The 25,049-nt window shown below is 39.7% G+C and carries 16 protein-coding genes and 1 pseudogene; 9 read left to right on the top strand and 8 right to left on the bottom strand.

The annotated features are described in order from the left end of the window. Positions 1-401: 401 nt before the first annotated feature. Positions 402-1,775, bottom strand: a complete 1,374-nt coding sequence (gene ffh, locus DBX24_RS08720; protein ID WP_120489018.1) for a signal recognition particle protein — start codon at positions 1,773-1,775, stop codon at positions 402-404. Between the two features lie 552 nt (positions 1,776-2,327). On the opposite strand from ffh, the gene purC reads away from it, so the two are divergent. Next, entirely contained in the window at positions 2,328-3,047 is a 720-nt protein-coding gene (gene purC / locus DBX24_RS08715) for a phosphoribosylaminoimidazolesuccinocarboxamide synthase (protein ID WP_160224612.1), read from the top strand. Positions 3,048-3,062: 15 nt separating this feature from the next. Further along, positions 3,063-4,535: an amidophosphoribosyltransferase gene (gene purF / locus DBX24_RS08710; protein WP_120489020.1), complete on the top strand. Its 1,473-nt coding sequence runs from the start codon at positions 3,063-3,065 to the stop codon at positions 4,533-4,535. 126 nt (positions 4,536-4,661) lie between these two features. Here the strand turns inward: purF and DBX24_RS08705 are convergent, their stop codons facing one another. Continuing rightward, the gene (locus tag DBX24_RS08705) at positions 4,662-6,476 is read right to left on the bottom strand and encodes a TonB-dependent receptor plug domain-containing protein (RefSeq protein WP_160224611.1); all 1,815 of its coding nucleotides are present in this window, start codon (positions 6,474-6,476) and stop codon (positions 4,662-4,664) included. A gap of 84 nt (positions 6,477-6,560) precedes the next feature. Here DBX24_RS08705 and radA point away from each other — a divergent pair, with 84 nt between their 5' ends. Further along, positions 6,561-7,904 carry a DNA repair protein RadA gene (radA, locus tag DBX24_RS08700; RefSeq protein WP_120489021.1) on the top strand — a complete coding sequence of 448 codons (1,344 nt, stop codon included), beginning with the start codon at positions 6,561-6,563 and terminating at the stop codon, positions 7,902-7,904. Between the two features lie 76 nt (positions 7,905-7,980). Then, complete coding sequence (locus DBX24_RS08695; RefSeq protein WP_120489022.1) at positions 7,981-8,562, top strand: acyl carrier protein phosphodiesterase; 582 nt, start codon at positions 7,981-7,983, stop codon at positions 8,560-8,562. Positions 8,563-8,590: 28 nt separating this feature from the next. Here DBX24_RS08695 and DBX24_RS08690 read toward each other — a convergent pair whose 3' ends face one another. Beyond that, positions 8,591-10,729 (bottom strand): helix-turn-helix domain-containing protein, encoded by a 2,139-nt coding sequence (locus DBX24_RS08690; protein ID WP_160224610.1) that lies wholly within the window; start codon positions 10,727-10,729, stop codon positions 8,591-8,593. 268 nt (positions 10,730-10,997) lie between these two features. Between DBX24_RS08690 and DBX24_RS08685 the strand changes: the two genes are divergently transcribed. From DBX24_RS08685 to dapA, 4 genes and pseudogenes are all read left to right on the top strand, one after another. Beyond that, positions 10,998-12,248: a phosphoribosyltransferase-like protein gene (locus DBX24_RS08685; protein WP_160224609.1), complete on the top strand. Its 1,251-nt coding sequence runs from the start codon at positions 10,998-11,000 to the stop codon at positions 12,246-12,248. A 162-nt stretch (positions 12,249-12,410) separates the two neighbouring features. Further along, positions 12,411-13,496, top strand: coding sequence for a reverse transcriptase family protein (locus DBX24_RS08680; RefSeq protein ID WP_160224608.1), 1,086 nt, complete (start codon positions 12,411-12,413; stop codon positions 13,494-13,496). A gap of 1,653 nt (positions 13,497-15,149) precedes the next feature. Then, a pseudogene (locus tag DBX24_RS09470) lies at positions 15,150-15,815 on the top strand (OmpA family protein); the annotation flags it as partial. A 166-nt stretch (positions 15,816-15,981) separates the two neighbouring features. After that, positions 15,982-16,854: a 4-hydroxy-tetrahydrodipicolinate synthase gene (gene dapA, locus DBX24_RS08670; protein WP_160224607.1), complete on the top strand. Its 873-nt coding sequence runs from the start codon at positions 15,982-15,984 to the stop codon at positions 16,852-16,854. 59 nt (positions 16,855-16,913) lie between these two features. Here the strand turns inward: dapA and DBX24_RS08665 are convergent, their stop codons facing one another. From DBX24_RS08665 to mtgA, 5 genes are all read right to left on the bottom strand, one after another. Further along, positions 16,914-17,867: a chorismate-binding protein gene (locus DBX24_RS08665; RefSeq protein ID WP_160224606.1), complete on the bottom strand. Its 954-nt coding sequence runs from the start codon at positions 17,865-17,867 to the stop codon at positions 16,914-16,916. Positions 17,868-17,876: 9 nt separating this feature from the next. Further along, positions 17,877-18,299, bottom strand: a complete 423-nt coding sequence (locus DBX24_RS08660; protein ID WP_120489701.1) for a PaaI family thioesterase — start codon at positions 18,297-18,299, stop codon at positions 17,877-17,879. Positions 18,300-18,616: 317 nt separating this feature from the next. After that, positions 18,617-20,392, bottom strand: coding sequence for a 30S ribosomal protein S1 (gene rpsA / locus DBX24_RS08655; protein WP_120489027.1), 1,776 nt, complete (start codon positions 20,390-20,392; stop codon positions 18,617-18,619). Positions 20,393-20,564: 172 nt separating this feature from the next. Beyond that, the gene (locus DBX24_RS08650) at positions 20,565-22,337 is read right to left on the bottom strand and encodes an aminopeptidase P family protein (protein ID WP_160224605.1); all 1,773 of its coding nucleotides are present in this window, start codon (positions 22,335-22,337) and stop codon (positions 20,565-20,567) included. 33 nt (positions 22,338-22,370) lie between these two features. Beyond that, positions 22,371-23,036 (bottom strand): monofunctional biosynthetic peptidoglycan transglycosylase, encoded by a 666-nt coding sequence (gene mtgA / locus DBX24_RS08645; protein ID WP_160224604.1) that lies wholly within the window; start codon positions 23,034-23,036, stop codon positions 22,371-22,373. 165 nt (positions 23,037-23,201) lie between these two features. On the opposite strand from mtgA, the gene DBX24_RS08640 reads away from it, so the two are divergent. Further along, positions 23,202-24,944 (top strand): T9SS type A sorting domain-containing protein, encoded by a 1,743-nt coding sequence (locus DBX24_RS08640; RefSeq protein ID WP_160224603.1) that lies wholly within the window; start codon positions 23,202-23,204, stop codon positions 24,942-24,944. Positions 24,945-25,049 lie beyond the last annotated feature (105 nt).

Raw genomic sequence — 25,049 nt, 5'->3', positions numbered from 1 at the left:
AGTTCTTATTCTTGAACTGAAACCAAAGCCTAATCTATCTCCTGTAGTAAACTGGAAAGATGGGGCTAATGTCTCCCCTATTACACCAAAACTTAGCCTCTTCTGACCAGCATCATAAGATAATCCCTGACCAAGTGTACTAAGACCTAAGTCTTTAAAATTATCAACACCTGTGAACTTGTAATAATCATTATCAAGCATTGCATTAACACTAATAAGATTTACAGACAACCTCACTTTCTTATCTGCAACCTTTGCAGGGCTATACTGCCCGCCATAGACTCCTGAGTAATTGCTATTACTCAATCCTAAATACTTTTGAGCCGAGAGCTCAGTGGTAGAGAAAATTCCTAAAAGAACCCCTGCTACAATTACTTTCCTTTTCATTTTATATATAGTTTTTATCTACCGAACATTTTCCCAAGACCACCCAAGCCAGGCATATTACCGCCCATTTTGCTCATCATCTGCATCATTTGTTTTCCTTGTGGGCCCTGCATCATTTTCATTACTTTTCCCATTTGGTCAAACTGCTTCATCAGCTGATTTACTTCCTCCAACTTTCTTCCGGATCCTTTGGCAATACGGTTTTTCCTTTGGGTATTGATGATGGAAGGCTTCCTTCTCTCCTCTGGGGTCATAGAATAAATAATCGCTTCTATATGCTTAAAGGCATCGTCATTAATATCTATATCTTTCACCGCTTTCCCTACTCCTGGTATCATTCCTACAAGGTCTTTCATATTCCCCATCTTCTTGATCTGGTTGATTTGTTTAAGGAAGTCATCAAAGCCGAATTCATTCTTTGCAATTTTCTTTTGGAGTTTCTTTGCTTCCTCTTCATCAAACTGCTCCTGAGCTCTCTCTACAAGGGAAACCACATCTCCCATTCCGAGGATTCTATCCGCCATTCGCTCTGGATAGAAGAGGTCAAGAGCTTCCATTTTCTCACCTGTGGAGATAAACTTAATCGGCTTTTCTACTACGGAACGGATGGTAAGCGCTGCCCCCCCTCTCGTATCGCCATCTAATTTTGTGAGGACTACCCCATCAAAGTTAAGGACATCATTAAAGGCTTTTGCGGTATTTACGGCATCCTGACCCGTCATAGAATCTACTACAAAGAGGGTTTCCTGAGGTTTAATGGTCTGGTGAACGGTCTTTATCTCGTTCATCATCTCCTCATCTACCGCGAGGCGACCAGCCGTATCTATTATTACGACATCAAAGCCGTTGGATTTTGCATAATGAATTGCATTCTCTGCAATAAGGGCAGGATTTTTATTCCCCTCCTCAGTGTATACCTCTACGCCTGTCTGGGTACCGAGTACTTTCAGCTGGTCTATCGCTGCGGGTCTATACACATCGCAAGCTACGAGCAGAGGTTTCTTTGATTTTTTTGTCTTTAAGAAATTGGAGAGCTTGCCAGAGAAGGTCGTTTTTCCCGAACCTTGAAGCCCTGCGATAAGGATAATGCTCGGCTTTCCTGAGAGGTTGATGCCCTCCTGCGAGCCTCCCATCAGCTCTACAAGTTCATCGTGCACAATCTTCGTCATCAGCTGCCCTGGCGTAAGGGAGGTCAGCACATTCTGACCGATTGCCTTATCCTGCACCCTCTTCGTAAGGTCTTTTGCTACTTTATAATTTACATCGGCATCTACGAGTGCTCGTCGTATTTCCTTTACGGTTTCCGCTACATTAATCTCGGTAATCTTCCCCCTCCCTGAGAGGCTGTGCAATGCCTTGTCTAATTTATCTTGTAAGCTATTAAACATATTTCTTTTTTAACAATTTTTAATAATTAAATGCAAATATAATAAAATCCTTATTGGAATAGTTTAGCATCTAAGGCTTTTTTTATAAAGTATCTCCTGAAATTTTTACTTAAAAAATGTAGTCTATAATTATTAACAGATATCCATCACCCCAGCTTTCTTCACCTGTCAGAATGGGGCAAAAATAAGTTTGGGAATGTAGTCTGGGTGTCCTAATAGGATAAGTACTCATCATATAACGACAGGATAATTACCTGTTGCAGTGTTTTATTATATGATAAGAAATAATTACTTTTGCCAAATGATAACAGGAGTTATTAGAAATCATTTTCACTCAAAAGACTTAGGCTATCTGTATGGAGAGATACAGATGGCTGTTTTTGTAAGGTCTTTTCAATATCAATCCTTAAAAAAATAGCATAATGACCGTACCCAGCGCTTTATTTTACCTTCTAAAAAGTTTTTCGCAGAGCATTTGGGAGGCAGTGCGGTCTTTCTATTCATCCTATTGAGAAAAAGTTAATTTATATAATCATCATTAAAAAAGTAAAAATGAACCAGAAATTAGAAATGCTTTATGAAGGCAAAGCCAAACAGATTTATGCCACTGAAAACCCAGAGGAGATCATCGTTTATTTTAAAGATGATGCCACCGCTTTTAACGCTCAGAAGAAAGGGCAAGTAAAGCTGAAAGGCGAGATGAACAATGCGATTACTACCCTTATTTTTGAGTATTTGCAAACGAAGGGTATCCCTACGCATTTCATCAAACAATTGAATGAAAAGGAGCAGCTGGTGAAGAAAGTTACCATTATTCCATTGGAATTTGTGGTGAGGAACTATGCTGCGGGGAGTATGGCACAGCGACTGGGTGTGGAGGAAGGCATAAAATCCCCCGTTACCATCTTTGATATTTGCTATAAAGATGACGCCCTTGGAGACCCGCTCATCAATGACCATCACGCGGTATTCTTAGGTGCTGCTTCGTATGAGGAGCTCGGTGAGATGTATGCTCTGGCAGGGAAAATCAATGATGCACTCAAAGAGCTGTTTGATAAAATCAATATTATCCTCGTTGATTTCAAGATTGAGCTCGGGAAGACGGCAGATGGGAAAATCATCCTCGCCGATGAAATCTCCCCAGATACTTGCAGGCTTTGGGATAAAGACACACTGAAAAAATTAGATAAAGACCGCTTCCGAAGAGACCTTGGCGATGTTACAGAAGCCTATGTAGAAATCTACCACCGATTGAAAGCGCTTTTAGGATAAGCAAGAAAAAAAGAGATGAAAGACTTAGAAGTTTTCAAAAAAGAATACCTCCAGCGAATCAAAAAACAGAGCTATGGCAGGAATACCTTCCGAACCAAAGACGAGGAGAGATTAGATGCTCCGAATGAAGAGTGCGGGATTTTTGGGCTCTACTCCGAGAATGAGGTGGATACCTTCTCACTCTCTCAGTTTGGGCTCTTTGCTCTTCAGCACCGAGGTCAGGAGGCGTGTGGTATTTCTGTGAGCAAGAATGGGCATATCGTTAATATTAAAGATGAAGGGCTCGTTCTCGATGTTTTTAAAGGCATCAATGAGCCTGAAACCTTTATGGGCAACTCTGTTATCGGTCATACTCGATATACCACCGCAGGCGATAAGAAGAAGTATAATTATCAGCCTTTTTTTGCGAAGAATGAATGGGATCAAATCATCCTCTCCATCGCTCACAATGGGAATCTCACCAATGCTAAACAGCTCCGCACCGAACTTGAAGCCGAAGGTGTAGTCTTTAAAGCGACTTCCGACTCGGAGATTATCCTAAGGCTGATTCAGAAGAACCTCGATTTGGGGCTTCGTGGGGCGATTAAACACACGATGGAACGAATAGAAGGAGCTTTCTCGGTAGTGGGAATGACCCGCAATAAGTTCTTTGCATTTAGGGATTTTAATGGTATTCGCCCACTCGTTCTGGGGGCATTGGATGAGAAAACTTTCGTAGTAGCATCGGAGTCGGCAGCATTAGATGCGGTAGGTGCGGCTTATGTTCGTGATATTCTCCCTGGCGAAATCATCTATACTTCATCGGATGAGAAAGGGCTGAAGTCTTACTTGGTAAAGGACGACTGCGTCAATAGAATTTGTGCTTTTGAATACATCTACTTTGCACGACCAGACACCACTTTGGAGAATATTAATGTCTATGAAGTAAGGGAAAAATCGGGAATGAAAATCTGGGAGCAGTCCCCCGTGGAAGCAGATATCGTTATCGGTGTGCCGGACTCGGGGGTGCCTGCAGCTATTGGTTTTTCAAAGGCATCGGGGATACCTTTCAGCCCTGTTTTGGTTAAGAACAGATACATCGGGAGGAGCTTCATCGTCCCTACCCAAGAGATGAGGGAGAGAATCGTTAATCTCAAGCTAAACCCCATTGTATCCGAAATTAAAGGCAAGAGAATCGTAATTATCGATGACTCTATCGTACGGGGAACAACCTCTAAACGATTGGTGAAAATCCTCAAAGATGCAGGCGTAAAAGAAATACACTTCCGAAGCGTGTCTCCACCCATTATAGCGCCTTGCTTTCTCGGAATAGATACCCCCTCTAAAGATGACCTCATCTCCGCAAATATGAGTGTCGAAGAGCTAAGAGACTATCTGGGAGTAGATTCATTAGACTTTCTCAGTTTGGAAAATCTAAAAGATATCCTCGGCAGCTCCGACCACTGCTTCGGATGCTTTACAGAGATTTATCCCGTGAAATCACCGTAAATTTTAGGTAGCAGGTATTTCTCCTGTTTAAATCATAATAGTGAGAACTTTGGTTAATAATTAGAAAATACCCGAAATGATAATAAAAAAAACAGTGCCCTATAAGGCGCTGTTTTTTTGTCTCTATTAGTTAATCCCTATTGTATAACTCACCCCGATATGAAACCATCGGCCTGGCATTTCTATACCGAAGGCATCGGTGTATTTATTATTTGTAAGGTTGTTGATGACCACATAGGTTTCAAAACCGTTTTTCCTATAGCTGAGCTTTTCATCAAGGGTATTGATGCTGTAGCCCCCCATCTGCCGGTCTTGGTAGCGGTAAATGGTTTGGTTATAGAAATTGCCCAAAACTCGGTTCTCCATCTTTGCTACGAGCTGGTGTCTCAGGTTTTCTAAAATGTATTTGGATTTATCGGAAACCTTATCGGATTTCAGCTCATTGTTAAGGTAGGTATAGCTAAGCCCAAAAGTGGTATTAATGAATGGAAGGCTCAGCTCGGAGCTGGCTTCAAAGCCTGTAACTCGGGTGGCAACCAAATTTTGGCTGTGCCATTTATTATCGAGGGTCTCAAAATTCCAATCAATCATATTATCGGTATCTCTACCGAAGCCGCTCACCTTAAAACTAAAATTCTTCATCTGAAAGGCATAGCCTACCTCGGCAGAAAGGGCAGATTCTGACTTTAAATCTGGATTTCCTTCCTCTGTTTTGCTCTTATAATAGAGGTCGGTAAAGGTAGGTACGCGGTGCACCTTCGCAATATTACCGTATATTTTATGGTGAGGATTAAACCTAAAACCTATATCTACCCCAGGATAGAAATAATCTCCTACGGAGGAGTATTTAGCCCAAGTAACCCCTGGTGTAATCTTTAAATTATCATTAAAGAAAGAGAAATTATGCTCAAAAAACACTTGGGTGATGAATCGGTCTCTCTCGCCTAAGTTGTTGGAGACAATTCCCTCGTTTCTCACCTCCGTACCCAAGCCCGTAGTACCGAGCAGCCACTGATAGCTGGCATTGAGCGTACCCCCGATATTATGGGTGATGTGCATATTTCGGTAGATCTCGGGCTTTTGTCGGTTATAGAGGTACATATCCTGCCCCCTACGCCAGTACACCGATGAATTAAGAGCAAAGTGCTGAAACTTCTGTGCATAATTAAAGCTCACGAGCGAGGTTTGGACTTCTTCATACTGCTCGGTAGCCTTTCTGCTCGCATAGAAACCATTTGCTCCGAATTTTTTCTCGGAGAAACCCGCTTGTACCCCAAAGCTGCCATTATTGAGGGGTATTTTCCCTTGATAGAAAACATTCCTCACGGTATAGTCGGTATTGTGCTTATAACCTTGCGAACCTGTGGAGGTGGTTTGGAGCAAGTTCTGGAATTTATCCGTTCCAAACGAGGAAACCAATCCCAAAGCATAGGTCTGGAAATCTCCTCCCTCTGCTTTTATCTTTACTTTTTCCTCCGCAGAAGGTTTTGTAATGATGTTAATAGCTCCAGCATAGGCATTATTTCCGAATCTCCTTGCTGCTGGGCCTTTCAGAATCTCTATTTTTTCTATTGCTGAGAGGTCTATCGGGAGGTTCATTACATTATGCCCCGTTTGAGCATCATTCATCGGAATGCCATTAACGAGGATTAATACCTGATCAAAAGTACCCCCACGAAGGGATATATCTGATTGTACGCCATTCGCTCCTCGTTTGCGAATGTCTAACCCAGAGAACTGCTGGAGTAGCTCATCTATACTCTGAGCGGGGGAGTTTTCTATCTCCTTTTTAGAAATCACTTCTATATTCTCTACAATCTTCTGATAGGGCGTGCTGAGGAATTTCCCCTGTATGAGTACCTCTTCTACTTCTTTGGTGTCTTCTTGAGCGAAAGATACCGTTGCAGCGAGGATTAGCACGGTTAAAAAAGTCTTTTTCACGGTTGATTTTTTCAATTAAACGGGGCAAATGTAATAAAATTTCTTTTCCAAGATTTATCTTTGCAGGCATTAACCCCTTTCCCAATGGCGAAACTTAAAACTTCTTATTTCTGTCAGAACTGTGGTATGCAGTACTCCAAATGGCTTGGGCAGTGCCAGAACTGCGGTGAGTGGAATACGATAGTAGAAGAGGTTGTGGAGAAGAAATCAAAGTCCATCCTTCCCAAAACTAAGCAGCACATCATCAATATTATTGAGGTAGAAACCAGTGAAGAGCCTCGCATTAAAACCCCTTCTGAGGAGCTCAACAGGGTGCTTGGTGGAGGCATTGTTCTCGGCTCGGTTACCCTTATCGGTGGGGAGCCCGGCATTGGTAAATCTACTTTACTGCTTCAGCTGGCACTCAAAATGAAGAAGAGAATCCTCTATGTATCGGGGGAAGAAAGCGCTTCGCAAATCAAAATGAGGGCAGACAGGCTTACGGAACTTCAAAACCCGAACTGCTATCTCTTCACCGAGACTTCCATAGAGAAAATCATCTACGAGGCAAAGAAACTCCAGCCCGACTTTATGATTATAGACTCCATTCAGACCCTTCATTCGGCGGAGATAGAGAGTTCGGCAGGTTCGGTATCTCAAATCCGAGAATGTTCTAATGAGATTATAAAGTACGCAAAGGAGAATAATACCCCCGTTTTCCTCGTGGGGCATATCACGAAGGACGGTCAGATTGCGGGTCCAAAGGTTTTAGAGCATATGGTAGATGTAGTCCTCAACTTTGATGGTGATAGGAACCACCTTTTCCGTCTCCTCAGGGCGAATAAAAACCGTTTCGGTTCTACCTCCGAGATTGGTATCTATGAAATGATTTCTCAAGGGCTGAAAGAGATTAAAAACCCATCGCAAATCCTTATTACCAAGAAATTAGAAGAGCTTTCGGGCAATGCTATTGCTGTAACTTTGGAGGGGAACCGGCCGATGCTTCTGGAGATTCAAGCATTGGTGAGCACAGCAGTCTATGGCACGCCACAGCGGAGCAGTACGGGTTTTGATGCCAAGAGGCTGAATATGCTCCTCGCCGTTTTAGAAAAGCGCGCGGGCTTCCAGCTCGGAGCGAAAGATGTTTTCCTCAACATTACGGGAGGCATTAAAACCGATGACCCCGCTCTTGACCTTGCCGTTATCGCCTCTATCCTTTCCAGTAATGAGGATATTGCCATCTCCGAGCGCTATTGCTTTGCGGGAGAGATTGGTCTTAGTGGAGAAATTCGCCCTGTTTCTCAGATAGAGCAGCGCATCTCCGAAGCCGAAAAGTTAGGGTATGAGAAAATTTTTGTCTCCTCCCTCAATAAAATTTCCAAAAAGAAATACGGCATCAAGATAGAAGAAGTAGGCAAAATAGAGGATTTCGTAGAACTGCTTTTTTAACCGATGGGCTTATTCTTATTAATATTTATCCTGCAAAAGCCTACTGCTTATTGCCTACCGCCTAAAGCAAATTAAAGTGAATTACTTAGCACATTCTTACCTCAATGAAACGGAGGAGCAGCTCGTAGGGCAGTTCTTGAACGACTATATCCGAAACCGAGACCGCCACCTCTTGCCCGAAGGCATACAGGACGGCATCCGCAGGCACAGGGCTATTGATTCTTTTACCGACACCCACCCCGCTATTATAGAGGCTAAAAAAGTATTTGCCCCACTCACGAGGCTCTATGCTGGGGCTTTTGTAGATGTAGCGATGGATTACTTCCTCGCCAATGACCCAAAAATCCTCTCCACAACCGAATGGAAAGCCCATTCACAAGCCACCTACGCCACCCTCCGAAACTACCTTTACCTCTTTCCAGAGAACTTTAAGACTGTGCTCCATTATATGGAGAAGGACGACTGGCTCTACAACTACCGTACGGATTGGGGGATGAAGCACAGCCTGCAAAATGTGCTCAACAAAGCGAAATACCTCGATAAATCCCTCCCCATCTTTGATGCTTTCTTAAAAGAAAAACCTTTCCTCCAATCCTGCTATGATGCCTTCTTCCCAGAATTAAGAGCAACTGTGGTTGTTTTAGACTTTAAACCGTAGTAGGCAGAATATTTAATTAATAAACACCTCACTTACTAAGGTGTGCTGTGCTATAGCTGAAATGATTAATCAATAGTCGGATTTCATGGAACTCAAATTCGGGAGGGAGGATTTTTTTCCAATCGGTGAGCGTGGTGGGATGAGTGGGCTTATGAAATTCCTGCTCGAAAAGGAGGAGCTTCTCTTGAGTCACGATTCTCCCAATATCCAAAACGCCTTGCTCGGCAAATTTTGCAAGATGTCCGTATATAGTACTGATTGCTAATCCTCTCTCCTTAACTATTTCTGGAATACTCTTCTCAGCCTCGAAGAGTTGGTAAGTGATGATATGGGTAGGGATTTTAGCAATTTTCTTGGAAACTTTCACCTCGTTCTTTTCCTCAAAGAGCTTCATTTCAAGGAGGCGTATCTGTTTTAAATCATTCAAATAGTCTTCTAAATCATCTATTAAAATTCTTATCTCCTCATTGTAGAGTTTTAGCCCTTTTACGCCTTTGGTTTCTGCATAGAACTGCTTGAGCTCCTCAAAGATTTTGGAATAAATGGTGGTAAAAAAGAAATTAACTGCTCCTTTTGCCTTGCTCTCTATCTCCTGCCAAAGTATCTCTCCATAGATGAACTTTTGGAGCTTCTGTAAAACTATTTTCTCAAACTTTGTATAAATCTGGATGAGGTTTTTATTCTCTTGGTTAATGATATGATAAAGGGTTTTTGCCTTGTCTTTATCCAGATTCTTGCTGGTAATGGCAACTGAATACCAGCGCTCCAACTGCTCTTGTAACCAATGGGAATCTATGCTCATCAGCATTTTATTTATTGCATAATCGTACTTTTCAGATTCGAGGATTTCCTCTATCCGCTCATTGGCATTAGTGGCGTATTGGAAGTTGTCTACTTGATAATTGGCAAAAATAATCTCGGGAGTTATCTTGGATTTGAGGACGATGCCCTCCAAAGTACGGCATCTGGAGAGAGCTACATAGACCTGTCCAGAGGTAAAGGACTTGCCAGCATCTACAATCACCCTATCGAAAGTGAGCCCCTGAGATTTGTGTATGGTAACCGCCCAAGCGAGGCGTATCGGGTACTGCTCGAAGCTGCCCAGCACATCTTCTACAATGTTTTTTTCGGTATCTAATGAATAGGCTTTCTGCTCCCAGCTTTCGGTTCGGAGTTTAAATTCCTCATCGCTGTCTTCCAGCCTCACCCAAACTTCATCCTCTGCAAGGCGGGTTACCTGTGCCAGCTTCCCGTTGTAGTATCTCCTGTCTCCACTTGTATCATTTCGTATGAACATTACTTGTGCACCTACTCTTAGCTCTATCTCAACATCGTTCGGGTATTGAGTTTCCTTAAAATCTCCCACTACTCTCGCTCCATAGAAATAACTTTTACCTCCGAGCTCGGAGAGTTTTTTCCTATTGACCTCGTCCGCCATTCTATTGTGGGAAGTGAGATAGACAAAGGATTCTTTTGTAGGTTCAAAATCGGGGTCATAACGCTCATTTAGCAGGTTGAAATCTATCTTCTCCCGCTCTCTATCTCGGATAGCATTAAGGAGATTGACGAATATTTCATCCGTTTGCCGATAGACAGTTGTGAGCTCTACGGTGATGAGGGGGAGCTGCTGAAGGGCAAGGCTACTGAAAAAGAAACTCGAATCGTAGTACTGCATCAGGATATTCTCGTCTCTCACCACTGGGGGTAGCTGGTATAGGTCGCCTATAAAAAGCATCTGTACTCCTCCGAAAGGTTTGGTACTCCTTCGGGTAAAGCGTAGTGAGAAGTCCATCATATCTAGAACATCGGCACGAAGCATAGAGACTTCATCTATAATAATAATTTCCAACTCGCGGAAGAGCTTGAGCTTATCTTTTCTATACTTGAAATGATGGGTAAGGTCTGCGATATTATTTGCCAGGTTTTGATCTATCCGCTCGGAAGTTGGCACAAAGGTTCGCAATGGGAGCCCAAACATAGAGTGAATGGTTACCCCACCTGCATTAATCGCTGCAATCCCCGTAGGTGCTACAATAATGTGTTTTTTCCGTGTCTTTTGCACAAAATTATTGAGGAAAGTTGTCTTCCCTGTGCCTGCCTTTCCTGTCAGGAAGATGCTTCTATTCGTATGCTCTATAAGCTGAAAAATGGACTCCTGCTGATTCATAGCCTCAAAAGTAGCTATTTTTTAAATATTAATTTTATATTATTTATAAAAAAAACAGCTGTTCGTCTATCTTATAAAGTATTAATAAATATATTTGTAATCCATTGTTTATAAAATTTAGTTTTTTTTATGTATTAATTTTGAAAATAAATAATAAACATATAAAGTTTTTTTTATATATTAGCATCTTCTAAAAGATATTAATATTTGCAAATAATTTTTACTAATCTTATCTTGTTGAAGATATTAAGCATATACTAAGAATAATATGACTCTTAATTTAGAAATAGATAACACTACACTTGATATCTTGACTACAAAACTAAAAGTTGTGAGTCAACTTGACATTCTAAAATGGTTGAGCAACTTTCCAAAGTCAGAACATAAATTTGCATTAAATATCCTTCAAAATCTCACAGTTTACACCATTGACGATATTGAAAATATATTAAACGATTCTTTTTCTGATTTGATTAAAGAAATTCCAGGAACCAATCAAGTAATAGTTATACCTCTTGGAAAGTTTGGTAAGAGCGGAAGTATGATTTCATATTTTTTTCAAAAGACAAGTACTTCTAAAAAAAACAAGAGAATTCATCTTAAAAGCAGTTTAGATAACATTGAAGACATTAGTAAACCCTATTCCTTGGTTATTATTGACGATTTCATCGGAACAGGTTCTTCCTTTGTTTCATTTTTTAATGAAAAAATATTAGTTCATAAAGAGAAATTCAGTGAAATTTATTTTATTGGTATTGCAGGAATGGACTTTGGGGTAAAAGAAGTAAAAAAGTATGTGTCAGTTCGTATTCCAATATCAAATATTTTCAAAAAAGCATTTTCAAGCGAAGCGAGTTATTTTGGTTATAGAAATTACAGCAAACATAGAGAATTTTGCTATAAATACGGGTCCAAGCTTGTTGCACCTAAAAAAAGTAAATCAGAAAAAGACAATGTCTTGGGATATGGCAATTCCCAATCTTTAGTCTCATTCTCATACGGAACACCCAATAACACGCTCCCTATTATTTGGGCAAACAAAGAAGATTGGATTCCACTAATACCAAGATTTTCCATAGATAGAATTAGTAATTCAAAGAATTTGAGAAAATCTATTTTGCACGAGCTTTCAATTTTAAGAGAGTTTGGTAGCGACCAATTGAAAGAAACCTTTTTTTCGTTTTCAATAAAAAGAGGAAAACGACATTTTTCATCAGTTAATAAAATTGACTTTTCAATTTATTCAATCATAAAATTGTCAAGGAGAAAATATACATCGGTTAGTATTTGTCAGATTTTAGGGATTTTACACAAGGATTATGAGGCAATCATTTCTGAATGTATAACCAAAAAGATTATGAATATAGATGGTTCGTTGACGTTGCTTGGACTTAATTTATATAATGACGCAAAAAAATGCATTGAATCAAGAAAAAGATATGCAGAGAAAGAATCACAAGATTATTATAAAATTAGAGAAGTTAAGTATTTACCTAAAATATTCAATGGAAAGTCATAAAGGGCAAGCCGTTTCAAGTCAATTTGTATTTAAAGGACGAGAATGCTTGGGTAGTAATCCGAGTTGGACTGAAGCATCTTTTCAACATTTTCAGCACAACACCTCACTGCGTGTGGGTCGTGCTGAAGACGCTTCGCATCTTCTTAAATTAGAGTTGCCCTTATGACTTCCCCATCAAATAAAACAATAGAGGATTACTCAGCTGAATATCAAAATGAAATTAATGCTTACCAAAGCGTTTTAAATAAAAATAACCTTCCAGTCATTTATTCATTAAATCATTTGTGCTTAATGGCTGAAGTTAATTTTGAAAAAATAAAAATTATTTGCGATTCCAATCGACAAGATAGCTATAAAAGATTTAAACTCAGAAAAAAAAGAGGCGGGTTTAGAGTTATTCAAACACCTCAAGATGAATTAAAATACTTACAAAGATGGATTCTTGAAAATATTCTTAATAAAAAATCTTCTCATAATGCTTGCAAAGGTTTTGACCCCAATACATCAATTAAACTCAATGCAGAAAAACATCTGGGACAAGATGGAATTTTAAAAATAGACTTGTTGAGATTTTACGATTCAATAAATGAAAAAAGGGTTTATGGTTTGTTCAAATCATTGGGATATCATCCAAATCTAAGTGTTTCGTTAGCTAAAATCTGTACAATAGTTCCAGACAATACCTTTTTATGTTCCTTCAAAAAAAAGGAACGACATTTAAAACAGAAAATACAACGACAAAGTAACTTAGGTGTTGTGCCACAGGGGGCACCATCAAGCCCTAAAATATCAAACCTTATTGCGATTAGCCTTGACAATAGATTACAAAAGTTAGCAAATAAACATGATTTGAATTACACTAGATATGCTGACGATTTAACTTTTTCGGGCAAGATTGAAATCTTATCTAAAATCAAAAAGGCTATTTACAGAATAATTAAAGAAGAAAATCTGTATCCAAACTATTCTAAAACTAAAATACTTAAGCGTGGCAATCCTTTTTTTGTAACAGGTTTATCTGTTCACAACAATATAGTGACTGTTCCAAAAAAGAAGAAACTTGAAATTGAACATCATTTACATCATTGTATTAAAAACGGAGTTCAAAGCCATCTAATAACTTCAAAAATTACAAATAGAAACTTTAAGGATTGGCTTTTAGGAAATATTGCTTTCGTAAATAGCGTAGAAAAAGAATTAGGAGAAAAATATTTTAAACAATTCAATGAAATACAATGGCCAATTTGAGATAATATTAATAAATCGGGTGATATTAAATTACTTAATTCATTATTTAGCTTTAAAAATAAAAGTTCTAAAGAATTATCTTTTTCATAAATATAAATTTGTACAAAGATAACTATAAACCTTATAAAAGAAATCGGTTTTTTAATTAAATATTTTAACTAATTTTTAGACATTGGCACTTAAATTGAAGGGAGGGAGAAGTGTTTTTTAATTAAATATTTTAAAATGAGAAAAAAAATCGCAGTAGCGGGTTTACTTTTAGGTATGCTTTCCGCTCATCAGCTATCAGCTCAGAAGTATTTAGGACTGAGCAATAGTAATTATTCTGGCGTGTATGGTAGCCAGTACAACCCAGCTAAACTGGCAGGAAACAAGTATGTATTCTCTATGAATTTCCTTAGTGTAAATGGGCTTGTGGATAATGATCTCTACAAGTTCAGCAGCATTGAAGCATTTAGGAATATGAACCTGAATAACTTTGGAAATATTGCTTCTAAGGAAAATCAAAATTTAGTTTCTACGCTTTATGTAGGTGAGGTATTAGGTCCGTCATTACAATTTACCGTGAATGACAGGCTGGGCTTTGGAGTGAGTAGCAGGCTGAGAACCTTTGGTCAGTCTGATAATCTGACTTCTGATTTCGTTAATATCATAAATAGCAATAGGGGAACTACTTCTGCAACAGGGCTTTTGAGTAACTCAGCAGGTAGCTTTACGGCAAGCTCTCTTTCAGACTTAGGCGTGAGTGGTGCTTATTCTGTTATTAATAATGATAAATTCAGATTAACATTAGGTGCTGGCGTAAAATTATACAGAGGTTTAAAACTCAACAACTTCAAATCTAACAACTACAACCTTGATTATAACTATAACAGTACTACAAATACCTCTACATTTGATGTAAATAGTGCCAATTGGGAATTCTATACCAATGTGCCTTCTGGAGGTAGTATAAGCAACCCTCTGGGAAGCATAGCTACTTCTATTGGTGATATGTATGATTTCAGCTCTGGTTCTACAGCAGTTGGTGGAAACTTTGGTGCAGAGGCAGTATTCAAAGGAAGTAACTCCGAAAAGCCCTATGCTTTTAAATTGGGAGCTGCCATCCACGATTTGGGTTCTATTAGCTATAAAGATGTAACTAAATATACCGTTAAAGGAAATGGAGCAGGTATTAACCCTCTTGAATTTAATCTTGCAGATGTTAATTCTACCGTAAATTACTTACAATCTAAAGGGCTTACAGTTACTAAAACTGCAAATCAAGAATTTAAATCTGATCTACCTACTCATGTAACAGCTTATGCTGATTATGCATTTACTAAGAAATTTTTTGTTAGTGCAAATGCATTGGTAAACTTGGCCGAAAAAGGAGCAAATTCTGTACATTATAATAGCTCTGTGAGCTTGGCACCAAGATGGGAAAGCAAGTGGTTTGATGTTTCTGTACCACTTACATATCAATTAGATAACAGTGATTTTAAACCAGGTTTAGCCTTTAGAGTTGGTCCTCTATCTGTAGGCTCTGATGATATAAAAGTACTCTTTACTGATGCAAAAGGTGCTAATGTATATGCTGGATTGAACTTCTCGCTTGGTAGGAAAAAAACAGCAGAACCTGAAGTTGTACCAGCAGAACCTGTACGAGAAGTAGATTCTGATGGTGATGGTATAGTAGACAATAAAGATAGATGTCCTTATGAGGCTGGTCCAGCAGAGAACCAAGGCTGCCCTTGGCCAGATACAGACGGCGATGGCGTACTTGATAAAGATGATAAATGCCCTACCGTACCTGGTTTAGCGAGCAATCAAGGTTGTCCGAAAGCTCACGAAACTGTAGCTAAAGAAGTTACTCTTGCTCTGAAAGATATCTTGTTCAACTTTGGTAAAGCTACCATCAACCCAGAATCTAATAAGAAATTAGATACTGCAGCTAAGATTATCAAAGATTCTAAAGGAGGTACTTATCTTCTTGTGGGGCATACCGATAAAAAAGGTAACGAGGCTTACAACTTGAAACTTTCAAGAGAGCGAGCAGTAGCAGTAGTACAAGCTCTTGAAGAGAGAGGTGTACCAGCAGATCAATTAAAATCCAAAGGTGTAGGTTCTAAGGAGGCGACAACCCCAGCAACAGCAAGTGATGCGGAACGACAAAAAGACAGAAGAGTAGAAGTTCTCCACATCACGGGAAGTGAGTGGGAAGCTCTATCCAAGTCAGATGTACCCGTAGCTAAGAAAAAAGTAGCTACTTCTGCAAAAGGAAAAGCTTCTGCTAAGAAAGCACCGGTAAGGAAAGCTGCTCCTAAGAAGAAGAAATAATTTCTTTCATAACTATATTATTGATAAGGCTACTTAGAATTCTAAGTAGCCTTGTTTTGTATATTTTTCCATCTCAATTATAAAAAAAATAAAGCCTAAAAAAATCATCAAACTGCCCTGTTAGAAAATAAAAAACTTTAAATTTGGCATTCTAATTATTTCCGTTATGAAAAGTTTAAAAGGTCTTGGTGTAGCTCTTGTAACACCTTTCAATGAAGATTTATCAGTAGATTTTAGTTCGCTTACTCGTCTTGTAGAGTATAATATTGCAAATGGCTGTAATTTCCTTGTGGTTTTAGGAACTACGGCAGAGGCTGCTACCCTATCCAAAGAGGAGAAAAAGCAGGTTACCGAGCATATTATAAAGGTTAATAATGGTAGATTACCACTCGTGCTGGGTATTGGTGGGAATAATACCGCTGAGGTAAAGAAACAGATAGAGGAAACCGACCTCAGTGCTTTTGAGGCAGTGCTTTCGGTATCGCCATATTATAACAAACCCAACCAAGAGGGCATTTATCAGCATTATAGAGCTTTGGCAGAAACAGGCAAGCAAATCATTATCTATAATGTACCTGGCAGAACGGGGCAGAATGTAGAGGCATCTACCACCCTAAGGTTAGCAAAAGATTTCACTAACCTTTCCATTATAAAAGAAGCGGCGCCTAACATCGCCCAGTATTTTGATATCCTAAGGAAAAAGCCTGCTGGGTTTAGCCTACTCTCTGGGGATGATGAATTTACCCTCCCTGTAACCTTAGCTGGGGGAAGTGGAGTGATTTCTGTGATTGGGCAAGCCTACCCTAAGCAGTTCTCCGATATGCTGAAGCTCGCTTTTGAAAGGAGAGTAGATGATGCCTATGCCATCCACAATTCATTAGTAGAAATCACCCGACTGATTTTTGCGGAAGGCAATCCAGTAGGGATAAAAACAGTACTCGCAGAGATGGGGCTTATAAAAAATGTGCTGAGGCTCCCCCTTGTAAAAGCCTCTAAAGACTTAGAGGAAAGAATCAAAGCTGAAATGAAGAACCTCTAACCCTCCGCCATCTAAAGAAATAAAAAGTGAAAGCAGATAAAAGGCTTTCGCTTTTTTATTTATAAGGTTGTAATGTTTCGCCCTAAGGCTTGGGATTTCAGCTCGGTTTCTCGCCACTCTTTCTCTGGGCTGCTCATACGGGTAATCCCCCCACCAACGAATAGCACTGCCGAGTTCTTATAAAACTTCCCACAGCGCAAATTCACGAAATAGTAAATCTTTTCATCTATCTCCACTTTGGAGTATCCCGCATAAAATTCCCTATCAAAGCCCTCTATCTCTCGGATTTTCTCTTTACAGAAGTCCTTCGGGATGCCGCAGACGGCAGGCGTAGGGTGGAGGTCATTAATTACATCATCGAGGGAGCTCTCCTCTATCTTTATGCTGAAGTCTGTTCTCAGGTGCTTGATATTCCCTGATACGAAATCATAGGTCTCTGAAGTTCTCACTTCCTGAGCATAGCGGCTCAAGATATTGTGGATATAGCTGCTCACGGGCTTTTGCTCTTCGATTTCCTTCTTCGTCCAGCTTTCTTCTACGGGGAGGGTTCCCGCAAGGCTCATCGTCTCAAAGAGGTGGGATTTCTTATCGTACTTTCCTAAAACTTCAGAGAATGCCCCCATCCACACGCCTCCTTTGTGCTGAAAGGCATAGACGAATGCCGAAGGATAAAATTCTGCTAAGTTTTTAAGAGTTTGCGGGATATCCACCTCATTAATATTGATGATTTTTCGCCTTGCGATGACGAGCTTGGGCAGTTGATGAGCATTAATCACCTGAATCGTTTGGCTGAGTTTATCAAAATATTCCTCCCTGCTCTCCCCTGCTTCATCGTTATTTTCGGAAAGGATGAAAGGCAGCTGCCCCACTTCATCAAGAGGAATTTCTTTAATATTTCCTTTGAAGCTGAGGGTTTCGGATAAATCAAAAGAGGAAAAGCTCACGAGAGACTCCTCCCCGAAAAGGTCTGTGCTAAGAAAGCGAGCCTCAAACGGCATTCTAAATACGAGCATTGCGGTGGTTTAGTGTGAGAGGATGGTATTGGTCATCGTCGTATGGTTGATGAGCTTGCCTTGCTCATCTCGAATTTCAATCTGGGAAATGTGCATCGTTCGCCCCTTTCGGATAAAGGTTGCCCTACCTGTAACGGTGCCTTCTTTCTTGGGTCTGAGGTGGTTGCTATTGATATTCGTGCCCACAGGATAAAACTTCTCTGGGTCTATGCTAAGGAAAGAGAGGCAGGAGCCTAAGGTCTCTGCCAGTGCCACGCTTGCGCCGCCGTGCAAGATACCATACGGCTGGTGAATTTTGGGGTTTACGGGCATTGTAGCCGAAAGCGAGTCCTCACTAACATCTGTAAATACGATTCCGAGTGTTTTTGCAAGGGTTTCGGTGCCCCAATTGTTGAGCCTTTCTAGAATCTCTTTTTTGTTTTCTTCGTCCATTACTATTCTTTTTGCAAAAGTAATGATTTTGTTGCTGGCTATTGGCTTCTGGCTTTTAGCAGTAATCTGTTTGAAATGGTTTTTATGCAGAAACCTTCCCTCATCAACAGGTAGGATATTAAAAAAATGTGTAGGAGGAGTTCCTACACCTGTCGGGGGAGTACCGACACCTTGTAAGGATATAAGTGCCTGCCACGCTGTGGCTCGGGGGATAATTGTGGCTAAGTGCGCCCCCTGCAAGGGGCCACGCGAGTAGGGAGATAAAAAAAAAACACCCCAATCTTGGGGTGTTTTATATTTTAGAAATGGGTGGGAGATTATTTCCCTTCTTCCATTTTCTTTTTAAGCTCTGCAAGAGCATCGATGTCTCCGAGGGTTGTTTTCTCTTCGGAAGAAGATTTAGCTGCTGCGTCTTTCACATTCTTTCTTTCTTCTTCACGGAAGATTCCTGTGTGAGAAACCACTACTCTCTTGAATTCTTTATTGAATTCTATTACTTTGAAGTCTGCCGTTTCTCCTTTTTTGATTTTAGAACCATCTTCTTTTTCTAACAATCTTGAAGGGCAGAATGCTTCTACTTCGGCATCTTCAAACTGTACTTGAGCACCTTTATCAAATACATCAAGAGCTACACCAGAGTGTACAGTACCTTCTGCATATTTAGTCTCGAATACATCCCAAGGGTTTTCTGTAAGCTGCTTATGACCAAGAGAGATTCTTCTTGCTTCTTTATCAAGCTCGAGAACTACTACATCCATTTTATCTCCTACGGAGCAGAACTCTGATGGATGCTTGATTTTCTTAGTCCAAGAAAGGTCAGAGATATATACAAGACCATCGATACCCTCTTCCAACTCTACAAATACACCAAAGTTTGTGAAGTTTCTTACGGCACCATTGTGCTTAGAACCTACTGGATACTTAGCTTCAATATCTGCCCAAGGGTCGTTGGTTAATTGCTTAATACCAAGAGAGATTTTTCTTTCATCTCTGTCGAGGGTAAGGATTTCAGCTTCTACTTCATCTCCTACTTTTACGAAATCTCCAGCGCTTCTAAGGTGGGTAGACCAAGACATTTCAGATACATGGATAAGCCCTTCTACACCTGGAGCAATCTCTACGAATGCACCATAATCTGCAAGAACTACTACTTTACCTTTTACTTTGTCTCCTACTTTCAAGTTAGCATCAAGAGCTTCCCAAGGGTGTGGCTCAAGCTGCTTCATACCCAACTGGATTCTTGTTTTCTCATCATCGAAATCGAGGATAACCACTTTTACCGTTTGACCATCTTCCAAGATTTCTGTCGGATGATTTACTCTTGACCAAGAAAGGTCAGTGATATGGATAAGACCATCTACTCCGCCAAGGTCTATAAACACACCGTAAGAAGTGATGTTTTTAACCGTTCCTTCAAGAACTTGACCTTTTTCTAGCTGAGCGATGATTTCTTTTTTCTGATCTTCGATATCAGCTTCGATAAGAGCTTTGTGGGAAACTACAACATTTTTGAACTCAGGGTTAATCTTCACCACTTTGAATTCCATTGTTTTTCCTACAAACTGATCATAGTCTTTAATAGGCTTAACATCGATTTGGGAACCAGGCAAGAAGGCTTCAATACCGTGTACATCTACAATCATACCTCCTTTTGTTCTTGATTTCACAAAACCATTTACAACCTCGCCAGACTGGTGCAGTTCATTTACTTTATCCCACGCTCTAAGCGTTCTTGCTTTTTTGTGAGAAAGCTGAAGCTGCCCTGTTTTGTCTTCTCTTCTATCTACCATTACTTCTACTTCATCGCCTACTTTAAGGCCAGCATTGTAACGGAATTCGTTAAGAGAGATAACACCTTCGGATTTGAAATTGATGTCTACAATCGCTTCTTTGTCTGTAAGTCTTACAACTTTACCTACTAAAACATCATTGTCTTCAAGGTCGTTTAAAGAGCCTTTGTAGATTTCTTCAAGATCAGATTTCTCTTTTCTTGCTTCTGCATCAAGACCAGATTCAAAAGAATCCCAATCAAATTGTTCAGGTGCCACATTTTGGTTCATTAGAACCTCTTCTTTGTTTGTCAATTCAGACATAAAAAAATAAATTTTGTATTCCTTAGTTTCTAATGGTTTGATGATTTACAGCTTAAAAACTCAGGAAGATGTTAATTATAATTCATTCGCTTTCCAAACCTCTACTGCAAAAAAGCGGTGCAAAAGTATTAAAAATAATTGATAATTATACTTTTAATTCAAAATTATTTCCCTACAAAGGTTGTACAAGTTGGAGGAACCAGTCTTTTACTTCTCCATCGAGGTGTTTAGAGAGTTTTTCTTCGCAGAGTTTGTGGTAATTATTCAGCCACTGAATTTCTTCTTCGGAGAGGAGTTCTCTTATGATAACATCTTTGAAGAATGGACAAATGGTAAGGGTTTCAAAGCCGTAGAACACACCGAAATCTGTAGTTTCAACTTCTCTTACTGCGATGAGGTTTTCCAAACGAATACCATATTCTCCTACTAGATAGAAGCCAGGCTCGTTAGACACCACCATACCTGGCATTAGCTCTACGGGGTTAAGGTCTTTCCTAATATTTTGAGGACCTTCGTGTACATTCATAAAACTACCTACACCGTGCCCTGTACCGTGGTTGTAGTCCTTCCCAGCCTGCCAAAGAGGGAGCCTTGCAAAGGCATCGAGCTGTACGCCTCTTGTCCCTTTGGGGAACTTCACCATAGAGAGGTTTATCATTCCTTTGAGTACAAGGGTATAATTTATTTTAAAATCTTGGGATACATCATTTCCTAAGGCAAAAGTTCGGGTGATATCTGTCGTGCCTTCTAAGTATTGTCCCCCTGAATCCACTAATATTGTCCCAGAGTTGGTTATTTCCTTACTCCCCTCAGATTTTGCTGAATAATGGATAATTGCACCATTTTCTTTATAACCGATAATACTATCAAAGCTCACTCCTACGAAATTCTCTTGCTCGGCTCTTAGGGAGGTGAGTTTTTCTCCTATGCTGTATTCATTCATCTCGATTTTCCCTGCGTTATGAGTAAGCCAGTGGAGGAATTTTACCATCGCAACGCCATCTTTCTCCATTGCGATACGGAAGCCTTCCAATTCTGTTTCATTCTTTTGGGCTTTCATCAGATTTCCTGGCACTGCTGCTTTTATGAAGGTATTTTTAGCTTTTAGTGCTTCAAATACGAGCTGATTGGTATTAGGCGAGATGAGAATTTTCTCCCCATCAATTCCCGAGAGGAAATGGAAGAAATCGTGATAAGAAACCGCTTTTACGCCCGATTTATCGAGCTGTTCCTTAGCATCGGTTTCCAGTTTTTCTAAATCTACGAACAGCACCGCATCATTCAAACTGAGGTAGATGTATCCTAAGAATACAGGATTTGCATTCACATCGCTTCCTCGGAGGTTGAGCGTCCAAGCGACATCATCGAGGCTGGAAATAATATGCGCCGTAGCCCCTGCTTCCTGTACTTTTGCTCTAATGGTGGAGAGCTTGTCCTGTACGGACTTTCCAGCCCTCTCTACGGGTTGTGTGAAGACTTTGTTTTTAGACGGCGAAGGTCTGTCGCTCCATATTTCATCAATGAGGGGGAGGTGGATGAGCGATGCACCGCCATTCTGTAGCTTGGAGGAGATTTGCTCCCAGTTTGCGTGGGATGTCGCTAGTGCGTTTACGGCTACCTTACCGCCCTGCGGAATATTCTCGAGAATCCAATCAATATAGTTCGGAGTACCTTCTACTCCATCTTTCATCAGGGTGATTCCGGTATCCTTCAGCTCTACTCCTGCTTGGGTGAAGTACCTTCCATCCGTCCAAAGCCCAGCTTTATCTCGGGTGAAGACCACAAAACCCGCAGAGCCCGTAAAGCCCGATACCCACGCTCTTTCTTGCCACTCGTGTGGGAGGTATTCGCTCATATGAGGGTCGGCAGAGAATACGATAAACGCATCTACATTATTGTCTCGCATTTTTGTGCGCAGTACTGAGATTTTTTCTGTTGTATTCATTATAATAGATTTTTTAGTATCATTAGAAATAAGTTATTTACCTTTATTTGGGGACAATGAGATGTGGTTCATCTGCTGCATTATCCACTTATGTTTTTTGTTGAGTTTTTTGGTCGGGTTCTTTGGGTCGTATTTTTTGGGATTGGGGAGTACTGCCGCTATCCACGCGGCTTCGCTTTTGGTTAAGTTTTTAGCTGGCTTATGGAAATAATAATCTGCAGCGGCTTCTATACCGTAGACCCCTTGCCCCATTTCTATCGAGTTCAGATACCTTTCGAGGATGATTTCCTTCGTCCAAACTCTTTCTATAATAAAGGTATAGATTGCTTCCAGACCTTTTCTCAGCCAGCTTCTTCCTTGCCAGAGGAAGACATTCTTTGCCGTCTGTTGGGAGATGGTGCTCCCGCCCTGCATCTTCCCTGAGGTAGATTTTTCATTAAACTTCATCGCGCGCTCTATCGCCTTAAAGTCAAAGCCCTGATGTATAAAAAAATTCTGGTCTTCGGAGGCTATCACTGCTTTTTTTATATTCTCGCCCATTTCATCGTAGGGGATATACTCACGCTGGAGCTTTCCGTAGTCTAAATACCCTCCGATTTGGGTAATTGTAATGGGAGGATTAAAAAACCTACCCCAAACGATAAAGAGAATATTCGCCAGAATGAGGATGAGGATTAATCTTTTGAGGGTTTTCCACATATTATTATGAAGGATTTAAAGCAATGCAAAAAAACGAAAAAATCTCGTCTTTCAAAAAAGAATTTCACATCTTATTTAGCTTAGTATGTGATAAAAATCATATTCGATTTTTTGAGAACTTTATGGATATTCTTATTTTTGTACAAATTCTAAATAAAAATTACAATGAAAAAAATCTATTGCTCAATTGGATTGTTGGCTTTCATCGGTATGAAAGCTCAGGTGTTTGAAGAAGTAACCCCTTCACCATTTAAGAACTCTTATTACTCCTCAATAGCCGTCGGGGATTATAATAATGACGGATATAAAGATGTATTCTTCGCAGGTGCATTAGATACTGATAATGACAATGATGTAGATACCACTATTAATGAACTCTACAAAAACAATAATGGAGTTTTCGAGCTTGCCCAAGTTATTGAAGATTATCCTGTGCATTTAAGTTCGGTTAAATTTATAGACTTCGATAACGATGGACTTTTAGATATTATAGATACTGGGCTTAGCTATAAAAATGTAGTTGATTACAGGCATTATCGCTTCAAGAATAATGGAAGTTCTTTTGAATTAGTCGATAATCTCCCAGGTAAAATTTATGGAAATATAGATGTATTTGATTTTAACCACGATGGTAAAATGGACTATTCCTTAAATGGAGTAAGATATGTGCAAGGTGTGGGATTTACTAAGTATGTAGATTTATACACAAACAGTAAATCTGGATTTACAAAAGAGGAAAATTGGATATTGGGAAGCCAGAACGGAAAAATGAAAGCGTTTGATTTCAATAATGATAATGAACTCGATGCCGTAGTAACAGGAGTAGATAATAAGAATAATTTCAGCTTCTTTATTTACAAAAATAATGGAAAAAAAATGGAGCTCCATTCCGAGCAAAAAGGCTTAATATCGGGAGATGTAACCTTCGCAGACTTTAATGCTGATGGATTCTTAGACATCGTAGTATCTGGTAAGGATAGCAATCATGACTCCCACCTAATAGTCCTTTGGAACGACGGTAATGGCAACTTTACAGAATCTGAAATTCCTAATGAAGGTTTAGAAATGGCTTCAATAGATGTAGGAGACCTTAATAATGATGGCTACTACGACTTTATTATCATTGGTAACGCTAAAGATGCAAACTCCCGCTATGTTCCAAACATTAATGTATTTATATACGACCCTAAAGGAAATAATTTCTCCAAATTTGATGATACTGATATCTATCACTTAGGCAGTAATGGCAGTATTGAACTCGTAGATTATAATAATGATAACCACCTCGATATCATTGCTACTGGCTTTGACTGGAAACTCCCTGATACACCCCTTTTCAGTAAGTTATTTAAGAACAAGGAAACCAAACCTAACGAAAAGCCTAATCCGCCTAAAAACCTCTCTGCAACAGTAAAAGATGACAGAGTTGTATTTGAGTGGAGCGGAGCTTCGGATGATAAAACCCCGGAAAAAGCTCTCAGATATGAAATAAGCGTAGGAAGCGAATCTGGAAAATCAGACATCGCCAAATATGAAGTAACCACCCCAAGTTGGTATTTGAAAAAAGAAAACCTGCCAAATACCATTTATTGGAGTATAAAATCTATTGACGCATCCAAAGTATTATCTGTAAGTTCCAAAGAGCAAATGGCTTATGACCTATCTGTAGATGACAGGGATATAAAGCACAAGGCACTCTATCCTAACCCTGTGAAAGATATTCTCAACATCAGCACAGATGCTAAGGTGAAATCTTATAAACTTACCAATATGTTAGGACAAACGGTAAAAGAAGGCAGCCTATCTGGTAAAGAGATTGACTTATCTGTATTAGAAAGCGGAATCTACATCATTGATATCCAGCTTCAAAATGGAGAGAATATCAATCAGAAAATTATTAAAAATTAATTTCATAAAACTCTAATATTCTTAAAAAGACTGCTGAAATCAGCAGTCTTTTTTTTTATTAATAAAATCTTATTCAGCCCATTATATGATAAAAATCATATTCGG

The organism is Bergeyella cardium (assembly GCF_009914665.1).
Classification (GTDB): Bacteria; Bacteroidota; Bacteroidia; order Flavobacteriales; family Weeksellaceae; genus Bergeyella_A; species Bergeyella_A cardium.
This window is presented reverse-complemented; position numbering and strand designations above follow the sequence as displayed.